Annotated in this window: 19 protein-coding genes; 10 read left to right on the top strand and 9 right to left on the bottom strand. The window is 71.7% G+C overall.

Going from position 1 to position 22,069, the window contains the following annotated elements; genetic code table 11:
* The first annotated feature begins 39 nt into the window (after positions 1 to 39).
* On the top strand, positions 40 to 636 hold the full coding sequence (locus ACIBKY_RS13615) for a metal-dependent phosphohydrolase (RefSeq protein ID WP_397096971.1): 597 nt from the start codon (positions 40 to 42) through the stop codon (positions 634 to 636).
* Here the strand turns inward: ACIBKY_RS13615 and ACIBKY_RS13610 are convergent.
* The 5 genes from ACIBKY_RS13610 to ACIBKY_RS13590 form a co-directional block, all read right to left on the bottom strand.
* Positions 633 to 1,370 carry a maleylpyruvate isomerase family mycothiol-dependent enzyme gene (locus ACIBKY_RS13610; protein ID WP_397096970.1) on the bottom strand — a complete coding sequence of 246 codons (738 nt, stop codon included), beginning with the start codon at positions 1,368 to 1,370 and terminating at the stop codon, positions 633 to 635. The genes ACIBKY_RS13615 and ACIBKY_RS13610 overlap by 4 nt on opposite strands.
* A gap of 39 nt (positions 1,371 to 1,409) precedes the next feature.
* Entirely contained in the window at positions 1,410 to 1,676 is a 267-nt protein-coding gene (locus ACIBKY_RS13605; RefSeq protein WP_379622405.1) for a DUF4031 domain-containing protein, read from the bottom strand.
* Positions 1,677 to 1,688: 12 nt separating this feature from the next.
* Positions 1,689 to 2,435: an HAD family hydrolase gene (locus tag ACIBKY_RS13600; protein WP_397096969.1), complete on the bottom strand. Its 747-nt coding sequence runs from the start codon at positions 2,433 to 2,435 to the stop codon at positions 1,689 to 1,691.
* A gap of 30 nt (positions 2,436 to 2,465) precedes the next feature.
* Complete coding sequence (locus ACIBKY_RS13595) at positions 2,466 to 3,635, bottom strand: cytochrome P450 (protein ID WP_397096968.1); 1,170 nt, start codon at positions 3,633 to 3,635, stop codon at positions 2,466 to 2,468.
* A 479-nt stretch (positions 3,636 to 4,114) separates the two neighbouring features.
* Positions 4,115 to 4,696: a TetR family transcriptional regulator gene (locus tag ACIBKY_RS13590; protein ID WP_397096967.1), complete on the bottom strand. Its 582-nt coding sequence runs from the start codon at positions 4,694 to 4,696 to the stop codon at positions 4,115 to 4,117.
* A gap of 93 nt (positions 4,697 to 4,789) precedes the next feature.
* Here ACIBKY_RS13590 and ACIBKY_RS13585 point away from each other — a divergent pair, with 93 nt between their 5' ends.
* The 3 genes from ACIBKY_RS13585 to ACIBKY_RS13575 all read left to right on the top strand — a co-directional run bounded on the left by ACIBKY_RS13585 (position 4,790) and on the right by ACIBKY_RS13575 (position 9,654).
* Entirely contained in the window at positions 4,790 to 7,366 is a 2,577-nt protein-coding gene (locus ACIBKY_RS13585) for a phosphoenolpyruvate synthase (RefSeq protein WP_397096966.1), read from the top strand.
* 153 nt (positions 7,367 to 7,519) lie between these two features.
* Positions 7,520 to 8,704 (top strand): hypothetical protein, encoded by a 1,185-nt coding sequence (locus ACIBKY_RS13580; RefSeq protein WP_397096965.1) that lies wholly within the window; start codon positions 7,520 to 7,522, stop codon positions 8,702 to 8,704.
* A gap of 77 nt (positions 8,705 to 8,781) precedes the next feature.
* Positions 8,782 to 9,654, top strand: coding sequence for a MerR family transcriptional regulator (locus tag ACIBKY_RS13575; protein ID WP_397096964.1), 873 nt, complete (start codon positions 8,782 to 8,784; stop codon positions 9,652 to 9,654).
* Here the strand turns inward: ACIBKY_RS13575 and pgm are convergent.
* Complete coding sequence (gene pgm / locus ACIBKY_RS13570; protein ID WP_397096963.1) at positions 9,651 to 11,270, bottom strand: phosphoglucomutase (alpha-D-glucose-1,6-bisphosphate-dependent); 1,620 nt, start codon at positions 11,268 to 11,270, stop codon at positions 9,651 to 9,653. The two genes, ACIBKY_RS13575 and pgm, sit on opposite strands and share 4 nt — an antisense overlap.
* A gap of 49 nt (positions 11,271 to 11,319) precedes the next feature.
* Between pgm and ACIBKY_RS13565 the strand changes: the two genes are divergently transcribed.
* The 3 genes from ACIBKY_RS13565 (at position 11,320) to thrS (ending at position 14,945) form a co-directional block, all read left to right on the top strand.
* Positions 11,320 to 12,216 (top strand): TIGR03564 family F420-dependent LLM class oxidoreductase, encoded by an 897-nt coding sequence (locus ACIBKY_RS13565; RefSeq protein ID WP_397096962.1) that lies wholly within the window; start codon positions 11,320 to 11,322, stop codon positions 12,214 to 12,216.
* A gap of 117 nt (positions 12,217 to 12,333) precedes the next feature.
* On the top strand, positions 12,334 to 12,939 hold the full coding sequence (locus tag ACIBKY_RS13560) for a glycoside hydrolase family 25 protein (protein WP_379622421.1): 606 nt from the start codon (positions 12,334 to 12,336) through the stop codon (positions 12,937 to 12,939).
* A gap of 41 nt (positions 12,940 to 12,980) precedes the next feature.
* Positions 12,981 to 14,945, top strand: coding sequence for a threonine--tRNA ligase (gene thrS, locus ACIBKY_RS13555; protein WP_397096961.1), 1,965 nt, complete (start codon positions 12,981 to 12,983; stop codon positions 14,943 to 14,945).
* An 89-nt stretch (positions 14,946 to 15,034) separates the two neighbouring features.
* Here thrS and ACIBKY_RS13550 read toward each other — a convergent pair whose 3' ends face one another.
* On the bottom strand, positions 15,035 to 16,939 hold the full coding sequence (locus ACIBKY_RS13550; RefSeq protein ID WP_397096960.1) for a primary-amine oxidase: 1,905 nt from the start codon (positions 16,937 to 16,939) through the stop codon (positions 15,035 to 15,037).
* 122 nt (positions 16,940 to 17,061) lie between these two features.
* Between ACIBKY_RS13550 and ACIBKY_RS13545 the strand changes: the two genes are divergently transcribed.
* Entirely contained in the window at positions 17,062 to 18,846 is a 1,785-nt protein-coding gene (locus ACIBKY_RS13545) for a family 20 glycosylhydrolase (protein ID WP_397096959.1), read from the top strand.
* A 30-nt stretch (positions 18,847 to 18,876) separates the two neighbouring features.
* Here the strand turns inward: ACIBKY_RS13545 and ACIBKY_RS13540 are convergent, their stop codons facing one another.
* Positions 18,877 to 19,785: a hypothetical protein gene (locus ACIBKY_RS13540; protein WP_397096958.1), complete on the bottom strand. Its 909-nt coding sequence runs from the start codon at positions 19,783 to 19,785 to the stop codon at positions 18,877 to 18,879.
* A 130-nt stretch (positions 19,786 to 19,915) separates the two neighbouring features.
* On the opposite strand from ACIBKY_RS13540, the gene ACIBKY_RS13535 reads away from it, so the two are divergent.
* Together ACIBKY_RS13535 and ACIBKY_RS13530 are read left to right on the top strand one after the other, a co-directional pair.
* Complete coding sequence (locus ACIBKY_RS13535) at positions 19,916 to 20,431, top strand: SigE family RNA polymerase sigma factor (RefSeq protein ID WP_397096957.1); 516 nt, start codon at positions 19,916 to 19,918, stop codon at positions 20,429 to 20,431.
* On the top strand, positions 20,418 to 21,143 hold the full coding sequence (locus ACIBKY_RS13530; protein WP_397096956.1) for a hypothetical protein: 726 nt from the start codon (positions 20,418 to 20,420) through the stop codon (positions 21,141 to 21,143). Before ACIBKY_RS13535 ends, ACIBKY_RS13530 begins: the two co-directional genes overlap by 14 nt.
* A gap of 200 nt (positions 21,144 to 21,343) precedes the next feature.
* Here the strand turns inward: ACIBKY_RS13530 and ACIBKY_RS13525 are convergent, their stop codons facing one another.
* Positions 21,344 to 22,063: a PIG-L deacetylase family protein gene (locus ACIBKY_RS13525; protein WP_397096955.1), complete on the bottom strand. Its 720-nt coding sequence runs from the start codon at positions 22,061 to 22,063 to the stop codon at positions 21,344 to 21,346.
* Positions 22,064 to 22,069: the final 6 nt, after the last annotated feature.

Below are 22,069 nucleotides of genomic sequence, written 5' to 3'. Positions count from 1 at the left end.
TACACGAAATTTGCCGTCACTCGCGATAGCGTTGACGACATGATCGGGGAGCTCGTCGCCGACACGCCCGCCGCCCAGGCGCTCCACGCCGAGCTGGTGGCCCGCTGGTCGGAGCCGCACCGCCGCTACCACACGCTCACGCACCTGCGCGCGGTGCTCGCCGCCGTCGACGACCTCGCCGACCTGGCCGGCGATCCCGTGGCGGTACGGCTGGCCGCGTGGTTCCACGACGCGGTCTACGACGGCCGGCCCGGCTGGGACGAGGAACGCAGCGCCCAGCTGGCCCAGCGCCGCCTGCCCGCCTGCGGCGTACCGGCGGAGCGGGTGGCCGAGGTGGCCAGGCTGGTCCGCCTGACCGCCGCCCACGACACCCTGCGGGACGGCGACGCCAACGGCGCGGTCCTGTGCGACGCCGACCTCGCGGTCCTGGGCCGGCCCGGATACGAGGTGTACGCGGCCGACATCCGCCGGGAGTACGCGCATGTGCCGGACGAGCTGTTCGCGGCCGGGCGGAGCGCGGTGCTGACGCGGCTGCTGGCCGTACCCAACCTTTACCGGACGGAACGCGCCCGCGCGTTGTGGCAGGACCGCGCCCGCCACAACATGAGCGCCGAACTGGCCGCGCTCAGGGGCTAGGCGGCGTAGTTGCGCAGGACGGCCAGGGCTAGGGCGGCGTGCGGGCCCGTGGCCTGGAGCGTGGAGTCGGCCGGGGCCAGGCGGCGGGCGCCCACCATGCAGAACTCGGCCGCTGGACCGGTGATGACCGACGGTGAGCCGGGGTCGCCGTAGTGCCACTGGTCGCCGTCGGGGGCGGTCAGGACGCAGTGGACGGGTTCGGGTTCCAGGCCGGCCAGGGTGAAGGCATAGGGCAGCGTGCGGTGGCCGAGCCAGGCGATGTGGCGCAGCCGCGCGGTGGCGGGGTAGGCGAGGCCGAGCGGCGCGGTGACGTCGTGGGCGTGCGCCCAGTGCTCGGCCAGGCGGGTGGTGGCCAGGGTGCTCGGCGACAGGGTGCCGGCCACCCACATCAGGCGGGTCCGCGGCGGGTGTCCCGCCAGGGTGGCCGGAGTGGCGAAGGCCGCGGCGCGCCAGCGGGCCAGCAGCGCGTCCGGGGTGATGTCGCGCTCGGCGGCCACGAGGCCGGCGGCCATGCCGTCCACGTCGCTGACGGCCGGGTCGCGGGCGAACAGGCCGTCGTGGCCGTCCAGGGAGGCGGTGACCAGTTCCTCGGTCTGGGCGAGGTGGAGCACGACGTCGGAGACGGTCCATCCCTCGGCGGCCGAGGGATGGGACCACTGCGCGGGGGTGAGGGCGGCGAGGACGGTGTCCAGCTGCCGGTACTCGGCTTCCAGGTCGCCGAAGATGTCCGTCATGGGCCCACCGTACCGAATAATGTTCTGGATAGCGTCAGGTCACGACGATCGTTTACGGCGCCGCAGCCCGCCCTCGGTCAGCCGCCGCAGCAGTTCCCGGCTGCTGACCGCCTCGGCGCCCAGCGACACCGCCTGGGCGTGCACGGTCTCGGGGACGTCGTAGTGGTCGCGGTCGAAGGCGCGCACCGGCACCCCGAGGCGCCCCGCGAACGCGTGCAACTCCTCCAAAGAGGTGTCGCTGACCAGGTGGGACCACATGAGGCCACGCGGCCCCGGCCAGTTCGGCGGATCAATGAGGACGGTCATCCCTCACATTGTCTACGAAACCGGCACCCGCCCGCGTACCTCCAGCTCGCTGAGGTCGCCCACCACCAGGTCGGCGCCCAGTTCGCGCATCTCCGCCGCGCGGCCGTTGCGGTCCACGGCCACGACCAGCCCGAAACCGCCCTTCCTGCCCGCTTCCAGGCCCGGCAGCGCGGCTTCCACCACGGCGGCGCGGGCGGCCGGCAGGTCCAGGCGGCGGCAGGCCTCCAGGAACAGCGCGGGGTCGGGCTTGCCGGGCAGGTTCATGAGGGCCGCGTCGTTGCCGTCCACGACCAGGTCGAACAGGTGGGCGACGCCCGCCCCGGTGATCAGCCTGCGGCCGTGGGTGCTGGACGTCACCGCCGCGGTGCGGCAGCCCCGGCGGCGCAGCTCGTGCAGGAGCGCCACGGCCGAGGGGAAGGCGGCCACGCCGTACTTGTCGACCTGGGCCTGGAACTCCAGATCCTTGGCCCGTCCCAGGCCGTGCACGGTCGGCGTGCCCGGCTCGTCGTCGGGCGAGCCCGCGGGCACGGTGATGCCGCGCGAGGCCAGGAAGGTGCGCAGCCCGTCCAGGCGGGGCCGTCCGTCGACATGGCGCACGTAGTCGGCGCGGATGTCGAACGGCGCCGAGCGGCCGCGCAGGAATCCGTCGAAGACATGCTTCCACGCGGCCGCGTGCACCCGCGCGGTGTCGGTCACGACGCCGTCGCTGTCGAACACGACGGCGCCGATGGCGCTCAGGTCGATGGCGTGTCCGTTCACATACGTGACGTTACGCCGCCGATCTGCCGTCTACCAGGCGACGGGGAGCTTCTCCACGCCGTACACGATCGCGAGCTTCCTGAAGGGCACCTCGCCGTTCACCCGCAGGTTCGGGAAACGGCGCAGCAGCGCCGGATAGGCGATGCGCATCTCCATCTGCGCCAGCGGCGCGCCGATGCAGCGGTGGATGCCGTGGCCGAAGGCCAGGTGGGAACCGGCGCTCTCCCTGCTGGGCACGGCCGTGTCCATGCTCTCGCCGAGCGCGGGGTCGCGGTTGGCGGCGGTCAGCGAGCACAGCACGAGCTGGCCCTTCGTGATGGGCGTGCCGAACAGGTCGAGGTCCTCGCGGGCGAAGCGCGGGAAGGCCACCTGCACGACCGTCATGTAGCGCAGCAGTTCCTCGACGACCTGGTTGATGTAGCCGTCGTCCTCGCGGACCCTGGCGGCTTCCTCCGGGTTGTTCATCAGCCAGAGCGAGCCGAGGGCGAGCATGCTGGTGCTGGTGTCGTGGCCGCCGGTCAGCAGGCCGTCGGCCATGCTGGCGAGCGTGCGGTCGTCGAGCTCGTCGCCGTGCTCGCGCAGCAGCTGGCCGAGCAGGCCGTCGCCGGGGTTGAGCCGCTCGCGGGCGACCAGGTCGGTCAGGTACGTCATCGCGTCGTTGATCGCCTGCAGCGACGCCTCGGGTCCCGCCGTGAAGTCGAAGCGGTCGGTGCTCAGCTTGAGGAAGTCCGACCTGTCCGCGTACGGCACGCCGAGCAGCTCACACACCACCAGCGACGGGATCGGCAGCGCGAACGCCTCGACCAGGTCGGCGGAGTTGCCCGCCGCCTCCATGCGGTCCAGGTGCTCCTCGACCATGGCCTCGATCCGGGGCTCCAGCCTGCGCAGGCGGCGCATGGTGAACTCCGGCGTCAAGTACCTGCGCAGCCGCGTGTGCTCGGGCGGGTCGCGGAAGCCGAGGCCGCCCGGGTCGTCCTGGTTGGACCCCAGGCCGATGACACCGGCGAAGTCGTTGCTGAACCGCTCGTGGTCGCTCAGCACGGCGCGGACGTCGTCGTAGCGGGTCACCAGGTACACGGTCTGGTCGCCGGGGATCTCCATCGGGAACACCGGCTGTTCTGTGCGGATCCGGGCCAGCTCGGCCACGGGGTCGAAGCCTTCGCGCATGAACTGCACGAGGGGAAACTCTGACTCAGACATCAAACCCATCCTGCCGGAGGCGTCATCGCATTTTGTCGGGATAAATCCCGTTATAGATGGTCCCACCTGCTGACGGGCCTTCGTCCACCCCCATCCACAACCCTCAGATTCGGTACGGCAGGGCGCATCCGCACGCCACGTTACGCACGCGACGCGCCCCGCGCCTCCGGTGCGCCGTAAGCCCGGGGCATCTGGGGGGAACGGCGGCCCGAAATGGGGGTACGACCGGGGTTTGCCCCGACCCGGCCACCCGATCGACCACCGTGAGCAACCTCTCAACCCCCACCCCCGGAGGACTCCCGGCTCCCACCCCCCGGCGTCGGGCCTGACCTGGCTTGGCCCACGGGCTTAACCTCCGGCTCCGACCCCTGCCCATGGGTCCGGCCTTCGGCCCACGGGTTGGCCGGGCGTCGGGCGGTGACGGTTGGCCGGGAGGGGCGTGGGCTTCGGGCGGCGGGTTGGGCCGGTTCGGGCCGGGGTCAGGGGGTGTCGAGGAGGGGCTGGATGAGGGGGGCGTACCAGGTGACCAGGTCTTCGGGGGAGGCGGTGGCGGGGCCGGGGAGGCGGAGGCCGTAGCGGGCCAGGGCCAGGCCCAGGAGCTGGGCGGTGATGAGCTGGGCGCGCAGGGCGGTGTCGGGGCCCTGCAAGTGGCCGGCCAGGCGGGTGGTGAACTCGCGTTCGACGTACTCGCGCACCATTTCGGGTGACTGGCCGGAGCGCAGGAGCGCCAGCGGGCCCATGCCGCCGGCGTCGTCGAAGGCGGCGAGGAACCCGCGCACGATGCGGGCCGCGGCGCCGTCGAGGCCCTCAGCGAGCAGGTCGTCCAGCGGGTCGCGCGGGCTCACCGGCCCCTCCAGCGCTGCCGCGAACAGCTTGTCCTTGCTCCCGAAGAAGTAGTGGATCATCGCCGGATCCACCCCGGCGTCGGCGGCGATGGACCGCACGGTGACGGTGTCGTACCCGTGCGAGATGAAGCGGGCCCGCGCCGCGTCGAGGATGCGCCGGCGGCTCTGTTCGCCGCTGCGCCACCTGCCGCGCCGCCCGGCGCCCGACTCGCTCATGGTGAGTGTGATCCTACTTTTCTCCATCGCTGTTGAAGAAGCTGGGTGAACTCTGGCAAAATTCTTCATCAACGACGAAGAAATGAGGCCGGCATGCCGTACCCCTTCATCGCGACCTTCGAGGAGCCGGACCGTGAGCGGGTGGGCGGCAAGGGCGCCAATCTCGGCGAGCTGACCCGCGCCGGTCTGCCGGTGCCCGGGGGCTTCTGCCTCACCGCCGCCGCCTACGAGGTGTTCGCCCGGGACGGCATGGACGCCCTCTACGCCGAGCTGGACGCGCTCGACCACACCGATCTCACGGCGCTGGCCCACGTCGGCGCCCGGGTGCGCGGCCACCTCATGGACCTGCCCATGCCCCCGGACGTCGAGGCCCAGCTCCTGGCCGCCTGGAACGAGGCGGGCGCCGGGCGCGCCTACGCCGTGCGCTCGTCGGCGACCGCCGAAGACCTGGCCGGCGCCTCCTTCGCCGGACAGCAGGACACCTTCCTCAACGTCGTCGGCCGCGACCAGCTCCTCGACGCCGTACACCGCTGCTGGGCCTCGCTCTACACCGACCGCGCCATCGCCTACCGCGCCCGCGGCGGCTTCGGGCACCGCGGCGTCCGCCTCGCCGTCGTCGTGCAGCACATGGTCGAGCCCGAGGTGTCGGGCGTGATGTTCACCGCCGACCCGGTCTCCGGCGACCGCCGCGACATCGTGGTCAACGCCTCGTGGGGGCTGGGCGAGTCGATCGTGTCCGGGCTGGTCGACGCCGACCTCTACCGGGTACGGCACGGCGTCGTCACCGGCCGCGTCCTCGGCGGCAAGAAGGTGACGATCGCATCGCTGCCCGGCGGCGGCACGCGTACCGTCGAAAGCACCGAACGCGGGCAGGCGCTGCCCGACGACCAGATCCGCGCGCTGGCCGAGCTGGGCGCGCGCGTCCAGCGCCACTTCGGCACGCCCCAGGACGTCGAGTGGACCTGGGCGCGCGGCCGCTTCCACATCGTGCAGGCGCGGCCGATCACCTCGCTGTTCCCCGTCCCCGAGGGGCGGGGGCCGAGGGCGTACTTCTCCTTCGGCCACCAGCAGATGATGACCGACGCCATCAAACCGCTCGGACGCTCGGTCCTGCGCACGTTCTTCCCCTTCGGTGGCTCGGCGATCGGGCAGGAGAGCCCCTACCTGGTGCCCGCGGGCGGCCGCCTGTACATCGACGTCACCCGGGTCCTGGCCACGCGCATCGGGCGGCCGCTGCTGATCCGCGCGCTCGCCGGCATGGACGAGCAGGCCGCCGCCGCGCTGGCCCGGGTGGCGGAGCGGCCGGAGTACCGCCGGAGCGGCCTCCGCGGCGAACTGGCCGTCGCCCGCTTCGCCGCCCGCACTCTCGGCAAGATCGTCAGGAGCCTGCTGCGCCCCGGCGCCGCCCGCGTGGAGGCGGAGGCGTTCATCGCGCGCACGCTGCGCCTGGCCGGGGCGGAGATCGGCGCGGGCACCGGAGCCGAACGCGTGCGCCGCATCCAGCGCACGATGCGCCACGTGCCGATCCGCATGTACACCGAGGTGCTGCTCAAGCCCGTCGCCGGAATGCTGGCCGGGGCCGTCGCCGCCGCCCTGAGCAGGCGCTGGCTCGGCGACGACGCCGAACTGCCCGCGCTGGCCAAGTCGCTGCCCGGCAACGTCACCACCGAGATGGGCCTGGCCGTCGGCGACCTCGCCGACCTGGCCCGCGACCACCCCGGCGTGCTCGCGTTCCTGCGTGACCCGCCGCACCCGCTGGTGTGGCCGGAGGGCGAGTTCACGCGCGCCTTCGAGGACTTCCTGCGCAGGTACGGCATGCGCGCCCCCGGCGAGATCGACCTCACCAGAACGCGGTGGCGGGAGGATCCGGAGCAGTTGTTCGCCGGGATCCTGGCCAACGTCGGGACGACCGGGCCGGGGGAGCACCGGCGGCGCTTCCGCGACGGCGAGCGGGAGGCCGCGCAGGCGGCGCGGCGGCTGCGCGCCCGCCTCCGGGCGACCCGAGGTGGGTGGGCCAAGGCGGCGGTGATGGCCCGGGTGGTGCGGGTCTACCGGGAGTTGCTGGCGCTCCGGGAGCACGACAAGTACTTCACCGTGCGGTTGTTCGACGTGTTCCGGACGGCGGTGGACGAGGCGGCGGCCGGGCTGGTGGCGAACGGGGTGCTGGAAGCCGTGGACGACGTGCACTACCTGACGCTCGGGGAACTGCGTGACCTGCTGGCCGCGGGCGGGCCCGCCGTACCGGTGAAGGAGCGGCGGGAGGCGCACGCGGCGGATGTGCTTCTGCGCCCGCCCAGGGTGCTGACCGGCGACGGCGAGGCCGTCGCCGTGGCGCGGGCGGCGCCGGGGCGGGAGGGTGTGCTGGCCGGGCAGGCGGTCTCGGCGGGGAGCGCGGAGGGACGTGCCAGGGTCGTGCTGCGGCCGCGGGACGCCCGGCTGGAGCCGGGGGACATTCTGGTCGCGCCGTACACGGATCCGGGGTGGACGCCGTTGTTCGCGGCGGTGACGGGACTGGTGCTGGAGGTGGGCGGGATGATGACGCACGGCGCGGTCGTGGCCCGTGAGCTGGGGCTGCCGGCCGTCGTCGGGGTGGATGGGGCGACGACGGCGATTCCGGACGGGGCGCGGATCCGGGTGGACGGCACCCTGGGTACCGTGCACCTCCTGTGACGGGAGAAAATGATGGGGCGAGACCGGTTTGGCGTACAAGAGGGCGACATTCTGCGATGATCTCGCTGTATACAGTCGGACATCCAACCTGACGGACAGTGACTGATGCCCCCATTTGAGGAAATCGCCGCTTTTGTCGCGGAAAAGCCGGTCGTGACCGTGATCATCTCCGTGCTGGGACTGATCGTGCTCGCGCTGGCCTTCATGCTCATCAAGATCGGCTGGCGGGCGGGAGCGTGGTTGTTCAGCCGCTACGTCTCGCCACGGCCGATCGAGGACGTCCTCACGGTCGTGGCCGCCTGCATCGCCACGGGCGTGTCGGCGCAGGGCATGTGGCGCTTCTCCGGCGACGTACTCGGGCTTGACGGACCGCTGCGGTTTCTGCTGTTCGCCTTCATCGAGGTCGCGATCATCACCTCGGCGGTGCGGGCCAGGCGCAACATGCGCGAGAACTTCTCCGCGGGCATCGACGGCATCGCCGTATGGGCGCTGACCTGCCTGACCGCGGTGCTTTCCAGCATGGACGCGCGCAGCCTGCCCGAGGCGATCTTCCGCCTGGCCGCGCCGCTCGTCGCGGCCTGGCTGTGGGAGCGCGGCATGGCCATCGAACGGCACCGCATCCGCGGCACCGGCCGCATCAACTGGCGCCTCACTCCCGAGCGGCTGCTCGTCCGCATGGGCCTGGCCGAGGTCAGCGACCGTACCGCCAGCGAGGTCGACGCCCACCGCCGCCTCACCCGCGTCGCGCTGGCCGCCAAACGGGCCAAGGCGCTGCGCGAGGGCGGAGGTTCCGAGCGGAAGGTACGCGCCGCGCTGGCCAAGCTCGACAAGGCCATGGACCAGGCCGTCGAGCACACCGGCCTGGCCGTCGACCAGCAGCGTCAGGAGGCGCTGCTGGCCCAGATCGCCGCCCTGTACAACACCTCCAAGCTCGTCGACGCCGACCCGCGGGTGCCGTGGGAGCCGGAGCACGACCACCAGCCGGTACCCGCCCGCGCGCTGCCGCCCGCGCTGACCCAGCTGCATGACGACGAGGACGACGACGTGTTCGACGCGACACCGCAGGTGCTCGACACGGCCGAGCGGGCACGGCTGATGCGCGCCGCCCGGCGGTACTGGGACCGCCAGATCGAAAAGCGCATCGTGCCGCGCACCGTGGACATCGCGCAGGAGGTCGGCATCGCGGTGGGCATGGCCCGGGAGTGGCGCGCCCTGTGGAAGCTCGAACCGCAGGCGCACGCCATCATCGAGGCCCTGTACCAGGAGCACGGCATCGTCGACACCGGCTCCTTCCCCGCCGTCAAGGACGACGACCGCATCCTCACCAACACCCCCTGACCCGCGCGCCTTGCACCTTCCGTGGCGGCATGTGGTGCGGTGGACTGACGTCCGCCCGCTGAGGAAGGCTCCTGCTCATGTATTCGTCGTTCATCCCGCCGCGCCAGGTCAAGATCGGCGACGCGGCGGCCTTCGCCGGCACCACACCGCGGGCGATCCGCCACTACCACGAGATCGGCCTGCTTCCCGAGCCCGTGCGGGGCGGTGACGATCGCCGCCGCTACGGCTACGACGACATGATCCGGCTGCTGTGGATCCGCAAGATGGCCGATGCCGGGATCGCCCTGGACGACATCCGTGACGCCTTCGCCGACACGGCCTCCGCCGGTGCCGGCGGCGACGGCATCACGAGCACCCTGGAACGGCTGGAGGAGACCCTCCTCGCCCAGGAAGAAGAACTGCGGCGGCAACGGACCGCCGTGCGCCGCATGCGCACCGAGGGCGGCAGGACGGGCCTGCTCTCCGGCTTCGTCGCCGGCCGCCTCAAGAGCCTGCCCGAGGGCTCCCTGCGCCAGGCGGACCTGGACAGCCTGCTGGTCACCGAGCGGATCTTCGGCCCACTCGGCGCGGCCGTCCAGGCCACCCGTTTCATCGCCCTGGCCACCCACCCGGATCTGCGGGAGGACTCCGACCGTGTCGATGCCGCCGAGCAGGCACTCGATGACACGGTCGCCGTCGACGACCCCCGCGTGGCCCGGGTGGCCGCCGAACGGCACGCCTTCGAAAAGACGCTGCATGCCGTCATCCGGGACTCCGGCCTGGCGGAGAGCGACGACGCGCTCTTCGACTCCTGGGACGCCTCGCACCCCGCCCCCGCTGATGAGGGCGGGCACGCGTCCATGAGCGCGCTCGAAGCCATCGGCAGGATGCCCTACGACTTCTCCCCGGCCCGCCTGCGCTGCATGGAACTGGCCGAGGAACTCGCCGCCCAGGAGTCACCCGCGAGCTAGGTCAGGGCGGCGGAGACCACTGCCCTGGCCTCCTCCTGGACCTCGGCCAGGTGGTCAGGGCCCTTGAAGGACTCGGCGTAGATCTTGTAGACGTCCTCGGTCCCGGAAGGGCGGGCGGCGAACCAGGCGTGGTCCGTGGACACCTTCACCCCGCCCAGCGCCGAACCGTTGCCGGGCGCCTCGGTCTGGACCGCCGTGATGGGATCGCCGGCCAAAGCACGGGCGGTGATCTGCGAGGCCGACAGCTTGCCCAGCACCGCCTTCTCCTCGCGGGTCGCGGGCGCGTCCACCCGGGCGTAGGCGGGCGCGCCGAAGCGCTCGGTCAGCTTGGTGTAGTGCTCGCTGGGCGAGGACCCGGTCACGGCCAGGATCTCGGCGGCCAGCAGCGCCAGGATGAGCCCGTCCTTGTCGGTCGTCCACACCGAGCCGTCCCGCCGCAGGAACGACGCCCCCGCGCTCTCCTCCCCGCCGAACCCGAGCGAGCCGTCCAGCAGCCCCGGTACGAACCACTTGAACCCGACCGGCACCTCCACCAGCCGCCGTCCCAGCGACTCCGTCACCCGGTCGATCATGCTGCTGCTGACCATGGTCTTGCCGACCCCGGCCTCGCCCGGCCAGCCGGTGCGGTGCTCGTACAGGTAGGAGATGGCGACGGCGAGGTAGTGGTTCGGGTTGAGCAGCCCGCCGTCGGGTGTCACGATGCCGTGCCGGTCGGCGTCGGCGTCGTTGCCCGTGGAGATGTCGTAGCGGGAGCGGTTGTCGATCAGGGAGGCCATCGCGTAGGGGGAGGAGCAGTCCATGCGGATCTTGCCGTCCCAGTCGAGGGTCATGAACCGCCAGGTCGGGTCGACGAGCGGGTTGACCACGGTCAGGTCGAGCCGGTGCCGCTCGGCGATCTCCGCCCAGTAGGCGACGCTCGCCCCGCCGAGCGGGTCGGCGCCGACGCGCACGCCCGCGCCGCGGATGGCGTCGAGGTCGAGGACCGAGGGCAGGTCGTCCACGTACGCGCCCATGAAGTCGTGCCGGCGTGTCGTCTCCGCCTCAAGAGCCCGGGTGTACGGCACCCGCCGTACCCCCTTGAGACCCGCGGCGAGCAGCGCGTTGGCCCGCTCCTGAACCCACCCGGTGGCGTCGGTGCCGGCGGGACCGCCGTTGGGCGGGTTGTACTTGAAGCCCCCGTCGGCGGGCGGGTTGTGCGACGGCGTGACCACGACCCCGTCGGAGCCCGGATGGGTGAGGATGGCGTGGGAGACGGCGGGCGTCGGCGTGTAGCCGTCGCGGCTGTCGATGCGCACCTCGACCTCGTTGGCGGCGAAGACCTCCAGCGCGGAGACCCGGGCGGGCTCGGACAGCGCGTGCGTGTCGATGCCGAGGAACAGCGGCCCCGACACGCCCTGTGCCGCGCGGTACTCGCAGATGGCCTGGCTGGTCGCCAAGATGTGATCTTCGTTGAACGCGCTCTTCAGCGCCGACCCGCGATGCCCCGAGGTGCCGAACGCCACGCGCTGACCGGGATCGCCGGGATCCGGATGCAGGGCGTAGTAGGCGGTAACCAGCCGGGAGACGTCGACCAGGTCGGCCGGCTGAGCGGGTTGTCCTGCGCGATCGTGGGTCATGGAAGCAAGCCTATGATGGCCGGAAAAACTAGAATGGAGTTCGGTAGCGATGCGGATCGGACTGTTCCTCAATGAGCCCCGGGGTGATGACCCCATCGCCGAGCTGCGCGAACGCCTGGCCGGCGCCGCCGCCGACGGCTTCGCCTCGGCCTGGATCTCCAACATCTTCGGCCTCGACGCGCTGACCGCCCTGACCGCAGCGGGCGGCGCCGCGCCCGGCCTCGAACTCGGCACCGCCGTCGTGCCGACCTACCCGCGCCACCCGGCCGTCCTCGCCCAGCAGGCGCTGACCGCCAACGCCGCGCTCGGCGGCCGCCTGACGCTGGGCATCGGCCTGTCGCACAAGGTCGTCATCGAGAACATGTACGGCTACAGCTACGACAAGCCCGCCCGCCACATGAGCGAGTACCTGTCGGTGCTGCTGCCGCTGGTGCGCGAGGGCGAGGTCAGCTTCCAGGGCGAGACGCTCAAGGCCGACGTGCGCCTGAGCACTCCCGGGCGTGGCCTTCAGGTCCTCATCGCCGCCCTGGCCCCGCGCATGCTCCACCTGGCCGGCGCCGTGGCCGACGGCACCGTCCTGTGGATGACCGGCCCCAAGACCGTCGTCGAGCACGTCGCGCCCGCCGTGACCGCCGCCGCCGAGGAGGCCGGCCGTCCCGCGCCGCGCATCGTCTGCGCCCTGCCCGTCTGCGTCACCGACGACCCCGCCGCCGCGCGGGCGCGCGCCGAAGAGGTCTTCTCGGTGTACGGCCAGCTGCCCTCCTACCGGGCGATGCTCGACAAGGAGGGCGCGGGAGGCCCCGGCGACGTGGCCGTGGTCGGCGACGAGGACGCCGTCGGCGCCCAGATCCGGCGGCTCGCCGAGGCGGGCGTCACCGACTTCATCGCCTCGGAGTACTCCGGGCGGGAACGTACGCGACAGTTCCTCAAGGGCCTAGTTCAATAGCGTGTACGGCGCGGCGCGGGGCCGGCCGGAGGATGGCTCAATAAGATCCGGCAAGGTGAGCGGGCGAAGCGGCAGGCAGAGCAGGACAAGCTTCGCCGCGCCGACGAAAGGGGCGCGGTGAAGCGCTTGCTGCATGGCATCGACGTGTCCAACTGGCAGGGTGCGGTGGACTGGGGCGCGCACGCCAAGTCCGGCGTGGCCTTCGCCTTCGCCAAGGCCACCGAGGGCGGAGACTGGAGCGACCGGTTCTTCCGCCGCAACTGGAACGGCATGCGCGAAAGCTGGATCGTCAGCGGCGCCTACCACTTCGGGCGGCCCAAAGGCGATCCGGCCGAGCACGCCCGGCACTTCCTGCGCACCGTCCAGGCCGCGGGCGGGCTGCGCAGGGGCGACCTGATCGCCCTCGACCTGGAGACCAACGACGGGCTGCCGCCCGACCGGGTGGCACGCTACGCGCGCCGCTGGTGCCGCTTCATCGAGCGCGAGGCGGGCGTGCGGCCGTTCATCTACACCTTCCTGTGGTTCGCCAGGTCGGGCAACTGCGCGGGCCTGGGCGAATATCCCCTGTGGATCGCCTCGCCCCAGCAGCCGCGCGGCCGCCCGATCGTGCCGGGACCATGGACGGCCTGGACGATTCACCAGCACTCCAACAGCCCGCTCGACCGCAACGTCTTCCACGGCAGCCGGGAGGAGCTGACCAGGCTGGGCTTCGACCCGCGATAGCATTCGGTGCACCCGTTTCATCGCCATCCAAGGGAGTCACCGTGTCAGCCGAGCTACGCATCACCCTCGCCGGAGCCGAGCGTGTGGTCGCGGCCGGCACGACGTACGGCGACGCGCTGGAGGCCGACGGCCGCTCGGTCGTCGCCGCCCGGGTCAACGGCGAGCTGCGCGACCTGGCCGCGCACGCGGTCCCCGGCGACGTGGTCGAGCCGGTCGAGGCCGGCAGCGCCGACGGTCGGGCCATCGTCCGCCACTCCACCGCCCACGTCATGGCGCAGGCGGTTCAGGAGCTGTTCCCCGAGGCCAAGCTGGGCATCGGCCCGCCGGTCGAGAACGGCTTCTACTACGACTTCGACGTTCCGCAGGCCTTCCACCCCGACGACCTCAAGCGCGTGGAGAAGCGCATGCGGGAGATCGTCAAGCAGGGGCAGCTGTTCTCGCGCCGCGTGGTCTCCGACGACGAGGCGCGGGCCGAGCTGGCGGCGGAGCCGTACAAGCTGGAGCTCATCGGGCTCAAGGGCGGGGCCGCGGACGAGGAGAGCGTGGAGATCGGCGGCGCCGAGCTGACCATCTACGACAACCTCGACCCCAAGACGGGCGAGCTGTGCTGGAAGGACCTGTGCCGCGGGCCGCACGTGCCCTCCACCAAGTCGATCCCGGCCTTCAAGCTCATGCGCACCGGCGGCGCCTACTGGCGGGGCAGCGAGAAGAACCCGCAGCTCCAGCGCATCTACGGCACCGCCTGGGAGTCCCGCGACAAGCAGGACGAATACCTCAAGCTGCTGGAGGAGGCCGAGAAGCGCGACCACCGGCGCCTCGGTGCCGAGCTCGACCTGTTCAGCTTCCCGCCGGAGCTCGGCTCCGGGCTGCCGGTCTTCCATCCCAAGGGCGGGATCATCCGCAAGGAGATGGAAGACTACATGCGCAAGCGGCAGCTGGAGGCGGGCTACGAGTTCGTCAACACGCCGCATCTGACCAAGTCGTCGCTATTCGAGACCTCCGGGCACCTGCCGTGGTACGGCGAGGACATGTTCCCGCCCTTCGAGCTCGACGGCACCGACTACCGCGTCAAGCCGATGAACTGCCCGATGCACAACCTGATCTTCCGGGCGCGCGGGCGGTCCTACCGGGAGCTGCCGCTGCGGCTGTGCGAGTTCGGCTCGGTCTACCGGTATGAGAAGTCCGGTGTGGTCCACGGCCTGACCCGCGTCCGCGGCATGACGCAGGACGACTCGCACATCTACACCACCCAGGAGCAGATGGGCGATGAGATCAAGTCGCTGCTGGCCTTCGTGCTGAGTGTGCTGCGCGACTTCGGCCTGGAGGAGTTCTACCTGGAGCTGTCCACCCGCGACGACTCCGACAAGTTCATCGGCGAGCAGGCCGACTGGGACGAGGCCACCGAGTCGTTGCGCCAGGCGGCCGAGGAGTCCGGCCTCGAGCTCGTGGCCGACCCCGGCGGCGCCGCCTTCTACGGGCCCAAGATCTCGGTGCAGGTCAAGGACGCCATCGGGCGCACGTGGCAGCTTTCGACCATCCAGCTCGACTTCAACCAGCCCAAGCGGTTCGGCCTTGAGTACCAGGCCGCCGACGGTTCGCGGCAGACGCCGGTCATGATCCACCGGGCGCTGTTCGGGTCGGTCGAGCGGTTCATGGGCGTGCTCGTCGAGCACTACGCGGGCGCCTTCCCGGCGTGGCTGTCGCCGGTCCAGGTGGTCGGCATCCCGATCGCCGAGGCGCACATCGCCTACCTGCAGGACGTGGCCAAGAAGCTGCGCGAGCGCGGCATCCGGGTCGAGGTCGACAGCGCCGACGACCGCATGCAGAAGAAGATCAGAAACGCGCAGAAGGCCAAGGTGCCGTTCATGCTGCTGGCCGGTGACGAGGACATCGCGGCAGGCGCGGTCTCCTTCCGCTACCGCAGCGGCGAGCAGAAGAACGGCGTCCCCGTCGACGTGGCCGTCGCCGAGATCGTCGACGCGGTGGAGCGCCGCATCCAGGTGTGACGCGCCGGGGCCGGGCGGGAGAAGACCGGCCGGGCGAACACGGCTCCGCCTCCCGGGTGCGCGCCGCCCCGCACGGGTGACTCGGCTGATCACTGCGGGTGGCAGTGGCCGCCGGTCGAACGTGGCACGTCCAGCGTCGGGTTGCGGTCGAAGAAGCCGGTCGGCTTGAGCGAGAACCCGATGTGGTCCACCGGCATGACCGGCCAGTCCTCGGTGCGCGGGAAGTGTGTCACGCCGAAGGTGTGCCACAGCACGATGTCCTCGCCGTCCAGGCTCCGGTCGGCGGCGGTCCAGGCGGGCAGGCCACCGCCGCCCGGGTGCTGGTTGATCAGGTCGCCGGCCGGGAACCGCTCGTCGTCGGCGTGCCGGGTGACCCACAGGTGGCGGGTGGCGAAGGCGGCGCGGGCGGCGATGGAGGAGGCCGGGTCGGCCAGCAGCGTCGGACGGGGCTCCGGGATGAGGGTGTAACCGACCGGCGCGCCCAGACGGTTGGTGACCTGGGGGTTGACGACCTGCCAGACGCGGCCGCGCGACGGGTCGGCCAGGCGCTGGGCCTGGCTCTCCGTGGCCAGGCGGGTGACCTGGCGGGCGAAGGCGTTGCCGTACGGGTTGCCCTCGCCGATCGGCACGCTCACGGCGTCGATCTCGTCCACCGCGTTGGTGTGGCCGTCGACCGCCATGTCCAGGCGGGCGGAGAACAGGTGCTGGTGGAAGGGGGCGGCCAGGCCGGGGGCGACCTGGGCGGCGTACTCGCGGCCCCCGGGCGGGTAGGCGGAGGTGAACAGCACGCCGGTGGCCTTGCACTCGCAGCCGATGGTGCCGTCCAGGTAGAGGTACCAGTAGAAGCCGTAGTCGTAGTTGCCGACGGTGGTGAAGAAGGAGATCACCAGGCGGCGCTGGCGGCGGGTCTCGTTCGAGCCGGCGAACATGTCGGAGTGCTTCCACAGCACGCCGTAGTCCTCCTCGTGCATGCAGATCGCGTTGCGGATCGTGGCGGGCTCGCCCTGCTCGTCGGCGACGACGACGTCGGTGTAGTGGATCTCGCCGAGGCAGTCGCAGCCCAGTTCGAGGGAGTTGGTGAAGCGGCCGAACAGGTACTCGCCCTGGTCGAAGTAGTTCTGCCAGAACCGCACCGGTGACGGGTCGGCGTAGGGGACGACCATCTCGGCGATCGAGGCGCGGTGCACGACCGGCCGGTCGCGGCCCTGGTCGCGGAAGCTGATCTGGTGCAGCGTGAGGCCCTCGCGCACGTTGAAGCCGATGCGCAGGCTCCAGTTCTCCCAGTGGACGAGCCCGTCCTCGACGGTGAAGCTGGGGCCTTCCGGCTGGGTGATCTCGATGGGGCGGAGGCTGGTGCGGGCGGGGCCGGTGTAGCCGGGGTCATGGAAGTTGCCGGGCTCGCGCGGCACCTCCGTCAGCTCCTCGTCGATCACCTTGATGACGGTGCCCGCGACGAGGTCGACGTAGGCGACCAGGCCGTCGACCGGGTGGGCCCACGGGTGGTCGTGCTCGTGGTCCTGGTGGAAGCCGAAGCTGCGGATGATGCGGCGGCCCGACTCCTCCGGGTAGCCGTAGTGGCCGGCCGACAGCGGGCAGGCGCGTACGGTGTCCGGGGTGAGGCCGCGCCTGGCCAGCGCCTTGCCCCACGCCGGATCGGTGTCGAGGATGCGCTGCACCGCCTCGAACTCCTCGACCATGATGGGCGGCTGGCCGGACACGGCCGGGTCGAGCTTCTCGACGTGGTCCACGACGCCGCGGGTGACGGAGACCAGCAGGGAGGAGGCGGCGCCGGTGGCCCGGTCGAGCAGCAGCACGCGCAGGCGCCGGTCCACGAGGTCGCCCGGGGTGTGGGCCAGCAGGTCGGCCTTGGCGGGCTCTTCCGGGCCGAGGTAGGCGAAGCGCACGTCCTGGCCCAGGTGCCCCGCCGTACCCAGGATGCGGCGCGCGGCGTGGACCTCGTCAGCGGTGATCATCGCAAGCGGGTGCACGGTCATGGGGCACTCCTTACGTCAGAGGGACTTCCATCGTGCGCGAAATGATGTTCCCGGTGAAGTGCCGGATGCCCGGAAACGATGGTTAAGGTCATTCGCACGGCATCTCGATCTACGGAGAGTGTGTGATCCCGCTCGTTCCCACCCCTCACCGGCTGAGCGCCGGCGGCGACCGCCTGCCTCTCGGCCCGCACACCACGATCAGCCCCGGCGCCGGGCCGCTGCTCGCCGAACTGCGCGCCGCGACCGGGCTGCCCCTTCCCGAGCGCGAACGCGGCGCCGACCTCGAACTCACCACCGACCGCGCGATCGCGCCGCAGTCCTACGTCCTGGAGATCGCCGACCGGGTCCGGGTGCGCTCCGCCGATCCCGCCGGCGCCTTCTACGGCCTGCAGACCGTGCTGAAACTCCTGTCCGGCCGGTACCTGCCCAAGGTCACGATCACCGACGGCCCGGCGGTCGCCGTCCGCGGCGTCATGCTCGACCTCGGCCGCCGTCACTGGGATCCCGCCTACCTGCGCCGGTTCGTGCGCCGGATGGCCTGGCTCGGCTACAACCGCCTCCAGCTCCACCTCACCGAGTGGAACGGCTTCCGCGTCCGCCTGCCCGGCCACGAGGATCTGGCCACCGAGCCCGCGTACGGCCTCGACGAGCTGACCGCGCTGATCGGCTACGCCCGTTCGCTGCGGATCGAGGTCGTGCCGGAGATCGACCTGCCCGCCCACGCCTCCCACCTCATCGCCCGCCGTCCCGAGCTACGTCCGGCCGACTCCGCCCTCAACGACGGCGCCCACTGGACCGGGCACACCACCGACGCCTGGACCATGGACATCACCCGGCCCGCCAACCGTGAGTGGATCAAGGGCCTGCTGGCCGCGTTCTGCGCCGCCTTCGACACCCCCGCCATCCACATCGGCGCCGACGAATGGCCGGTCGAGCCCGCCCTGTCGGCCGCCCCCGCCCTGGTGGCGTACGCCCGCTCGATCCACCCCGACCTCGGCCCCAGCGACGCGCTCATCGCCTTCGTCAACGAGCTCGCCCAGGTCGTCCGGGATCATGGGAAACGGCCGGAGATGTGGAACTGGTGGGAGTACGCCTCCGGCGGCACCCACCGGATCAGCCCCGCCCGCGACATCCGCCTCACCGCCTGGCCGGACACCGAGGCCGAGGTACGCGCCTTCTCCGACGACGGCTACGACGTGATCGCCGCCCCGGCCGTCAGCCACTACGTCACCCCGCGCACCGCCCCGGGCAACCGCGCCGGCGTCAACTACGTCACGGCCGACCCGCGCCACCTCTACCACGACTGGACACCGTCGCAGGTCACCGGGTACCAGCTGTGCGTGTGGGCCGACTGGGCCGAGGAACAGCCCGACGCCTACTTCGACTGGTACGCCACCCGTCCGCTGGAGGTCCTGGCCGACCGGTTGTGGGGCGGGCCACCGCCGGGCGACGTGGACGACTACCTGTCCGTGGTGGACGCGCTGCCGTACCCGGGAAGCGCGCCGCTACGGCCGGTCGCCGAGCTACGGCCGGGCACGGGGCTGCGGCCGGTTGGTGAGGTGAGGTCGGTCGGCGAGGTGGGCTCGGTGGGCGGGGGAGGGCCGGTCGTGGCTTTGGGCGGGCCCGCCCGCGTCCGGCGGGTGCGCTTCCGGCCCGCGGTGCCCTCCGGCGCGCGGGCCGTGGGCGGGAAGTGGCCGGAGCCGGTGTGGCGGGCGCTGGACGCGGTGCGCGGGACCAGGTTCCAGGGAGCGCCCGCGGCCGACGGGCCCTGGGAGGATCTCGCGGTGGTCGAGTGGCTGCCCACCACGACCTGGAACGTGCTGGACGTCGAGGCCGGTGGGGCTTACGCGTGCCTGCGGGCGGCCGGCGCGCCCGACGGGCTGGAGATCGAGTGGTGGAGTGAGTAGCGCCGACGGCTGGTGACGACTTCGTCCGGCTCAGGGCAGGGCGGGCACCGCGGGAGTGGTGTCCGTCCAGCCGGCCCGCAGGAGGAGATTGGTAGTGCTCCCGCCCGGGTGCTGACCCGCGGACTCGTCCGACAGCAGGATCATGGTGGCGGTGTCCACGATCAGCTTCCTCATGATCTTCCCCTCTCCGGCCTTCTGGGCGATGGGCTGTGGCCGGCTGATCGACACAGCGGTGCCGTTCCTGCCCAGGTCATCGCGCGCCGCACCATCGACGTGCACGCCGGGCATGGTCAGCAGCACCTGGTACGCCGCGGCGCGGACCTCCTTCGGCGCCGGGAGGCGGTGGAGCAGGTCGGGCAGCGAGCCGGTGACGAAGGGGTCGATCTGCCTGCCCTCCGACACCTGGGCGGCCTTCGTCAGCCAGGATCTCAGCGCGGCCGGGTCGGCCGGCAGCCGCTGTACCTCCTCGTACGTCAGCATCTGCCCGGCGAGGAAGAACTTCGTGCCCTGACCGCGTGCCGGGGTGACGTGACCCCTGGTCGGCCGCGTGGACAGCACCACGGTCTGGCCGGCCACGTCGCGGGTCCACTTGACGGGCGAGCCGTCGCGCCGCCAGGCCTCCCGGTCCTTCGCACTCCTCGGGTACGCGCCCGGCTCCCGGTATCCGATCCAGCTCCTGCCGTCCGTGGTGTGCCACTTCTCGGTGAGCCGCTGGTGAACCACCCAGTAAGGGTTCGCCCGGCTGCCGACCTGGCGGAAGTTGGTGCTACGCGACAACATCCGGGTGTGCCAGTAGGTGCCCTCCGGCGCCGACGCGGCCACCGGCCTCGTGAGCGGCGCCTTGGCCGCGCCCGGCAGCGTGAGCAGCGTGGCGGCCGCAACCGCCAGGCCGGTCCCCGCGACGGTCAGCCGCCACCCTGGTACGGTCGTCAGCTTCATATGCATCCTCCGGGATTCCGTGGTGATGCCCCCACATACGCTTGGACGCCCTGCGAGGTTGCCTGCGGCATCCGGGCAACTGTACGGGCGGCCGAGGCGTATAAGGGGGCGTGAAAAGGGACAGAGAGCCGTGAGCGGCGGCGCGGAACATGACTTCGGCGCGTTCGTGGCCGCGAGGGCCACGACCCTGTTGCGGGTCGCCTACCTCGCCTGCGGGGACCAGCTGGAGGCGGAGGATCTGCTGCAGACGGCGCTGGAGCGCACCTTCAGGCACTGGGACAGGGTGCGGCACGACAGCCCCGAACCCTACGTACGCCGTGTGATCGTGAACACCGCCATCAGCCGGGCCCGGCGCCGGGCGATCCTGCGGATCGTCCCCGTGCGGACGCCGCCGGACACCCCCGTGCGTTCGGCCGACACCGACCTGCGCGGGGTGCTCATGGACGCGCTGCGTGCCTTACCGCCCCGGCAGCGCGCGGTGGTCGTCCTGCGGTACTGGGAGGACCTGAGCGAGCACCAGACGGCGGAGGTGCTCGGCTGCACGATCGGAACGGTCAAGAGCCAGAGCTCGAAGGCATTGGCCAAGTTGCGTACGGCGCTCGGCGAGGAATCCTTGGAAGGAGTGATCGGCAATGCCCGCGCTTGAGGACCAGATCCGCCACCTCATGGCGGAGGAGACGGCGAGCATGCACGCCGCGCCCGACCTCGGGGAGCGGGTCATCCGCGCTACGAAGCGGAAGAGGAGACGAGGCGCGCTCGCCGCGCTGGCCGCCACGGTGGCCGTCGTCGCCACCACTCCCTTCTACCTGGCCGCGGCTCCGGGCTCCGGTCCGACGCCGATCGTCACCGCTACACCGGCCCCGCCCGCCATCGACGATCTTCCCTCCTCGGCCACACCCCCGAGCAAGAGCCTCGGGGACCTGGGCGACGGAAGAGCGTTCGGGCACGTCAGATTGGGCTACCTGCCCGAGGGCCTCAGGTGGCGTCGCTGGTCTCTGGACCATGGCGACGCGTACACGACCTCCTTCGACTACGCCGGCGACAAGAACGGCTTCTACTGCGTCCAGATCTTCGTGTACGAAGGCGACGCCGTACTGGAGGTCGACGACCGCATCAGCGTTCACCGGCAGGAGGGAGAGGGGGAGGAGGTGACCGTCGGCGACCGCAGCGGCTACGCGGTCGTGGCGAACGTCGGCGAGGACGGCATGAAGGGCACTCCCACGTTCTTCCTGAACATGGGCGAGCGGCGCCGGGCCGAGATCATGTTCAGCCCGGTCTACGCGAAGGACCTGCGCACCTCCGAGGCCGTCAACCGCGAGCTACGCAAGATCGCTGAGGGGCTGACCTCGACGGACTAGCGGTCCCCACCCGTCCGAGGCGGCCAGGACTGAGACGGCGACACGAAAGGCCGGACACCGGGAGCCGAGTGATCCGCCGTCGCCGATGCCAGAGCAGCCTCTTGCGCCCTGTGGCAGGCCCGCACCAGCCAGGACAGGCACCACCCGCACCCGGCGGTGAGGTCGTCTGGGCAGGGCGGGCCTGGTGGGCGGCCGGATGGTCAGCGGGGGTAGAGGCGGAAGGTGACGGCGGGGCGGTCGCCGTACCGGGGGGCGCTTTCCCTGGGGAAGCGTTCGACGATCGAGCGGGCGTAGGACTCCACGTCCTCGTCGGTCAGGGCCTCGATGTAGGCGCGGTGCTCCATGAGGGAGGCGACCCCGCGCTCCAGGCCCGTGGTGACGTCGACGGCGTGGGTGGGGTCGGGCGTGCCGTTGATGGCCACCCAGCGGACGCCGTCCCAGCGCTCGCCGGCGTCCGGGAAGATCCATCGATTTCCGGCGTCACCGGCGGCGTCCAGGACCGCTCGGCCGACGGCTCGGTGGTCGGGGGTGTTCCAGATCGTGCCGCCCCAGGTGTCGTCGGGGTTGAGCGTGATCACCAGCTCCGGACGATGCCGGCGGATCGCCGCCGCGATGTCCCGGCGCAGGGGGAGCCCGTACTCGATCACGCCGTCCTGGTAGCCCAGGAACTCCACGCTGGACACCCCGACCACGGCCGCGCTGGCCCGCTCCTCCTGCTCACGCAGCGGGCCCGACTTGGTCGGTTCGATGGAGTCGATGCCGGCCTCGCCGCTGGACACGATCACGTACGCGACCTCACGGCCTCCGTCGGTCCAGGTGGCCACGGCAGAGGCGCACCCGTACTCGAGGTCGTCGGGGTGCGCGACGATCGCGAGCGCACGGGTCCAGTCCTCGGGCATGGGCTCAAGCTGATCAACCATGCCCAC

Source organism: Nonomuraea sp. NPDC050394 (assembly GCF_044459065.1).
Lineage (GTDB): Bacteria > Actinomycetota > Actinomycetes > Streptosporangiales > Streptosporangiaceae > Nonomuraea.
The sequence above is the reverse complement of the archived record's forward strand: the minus strand, read 5'-3'. Positions and strand labels throughout refer to the sequence as shown.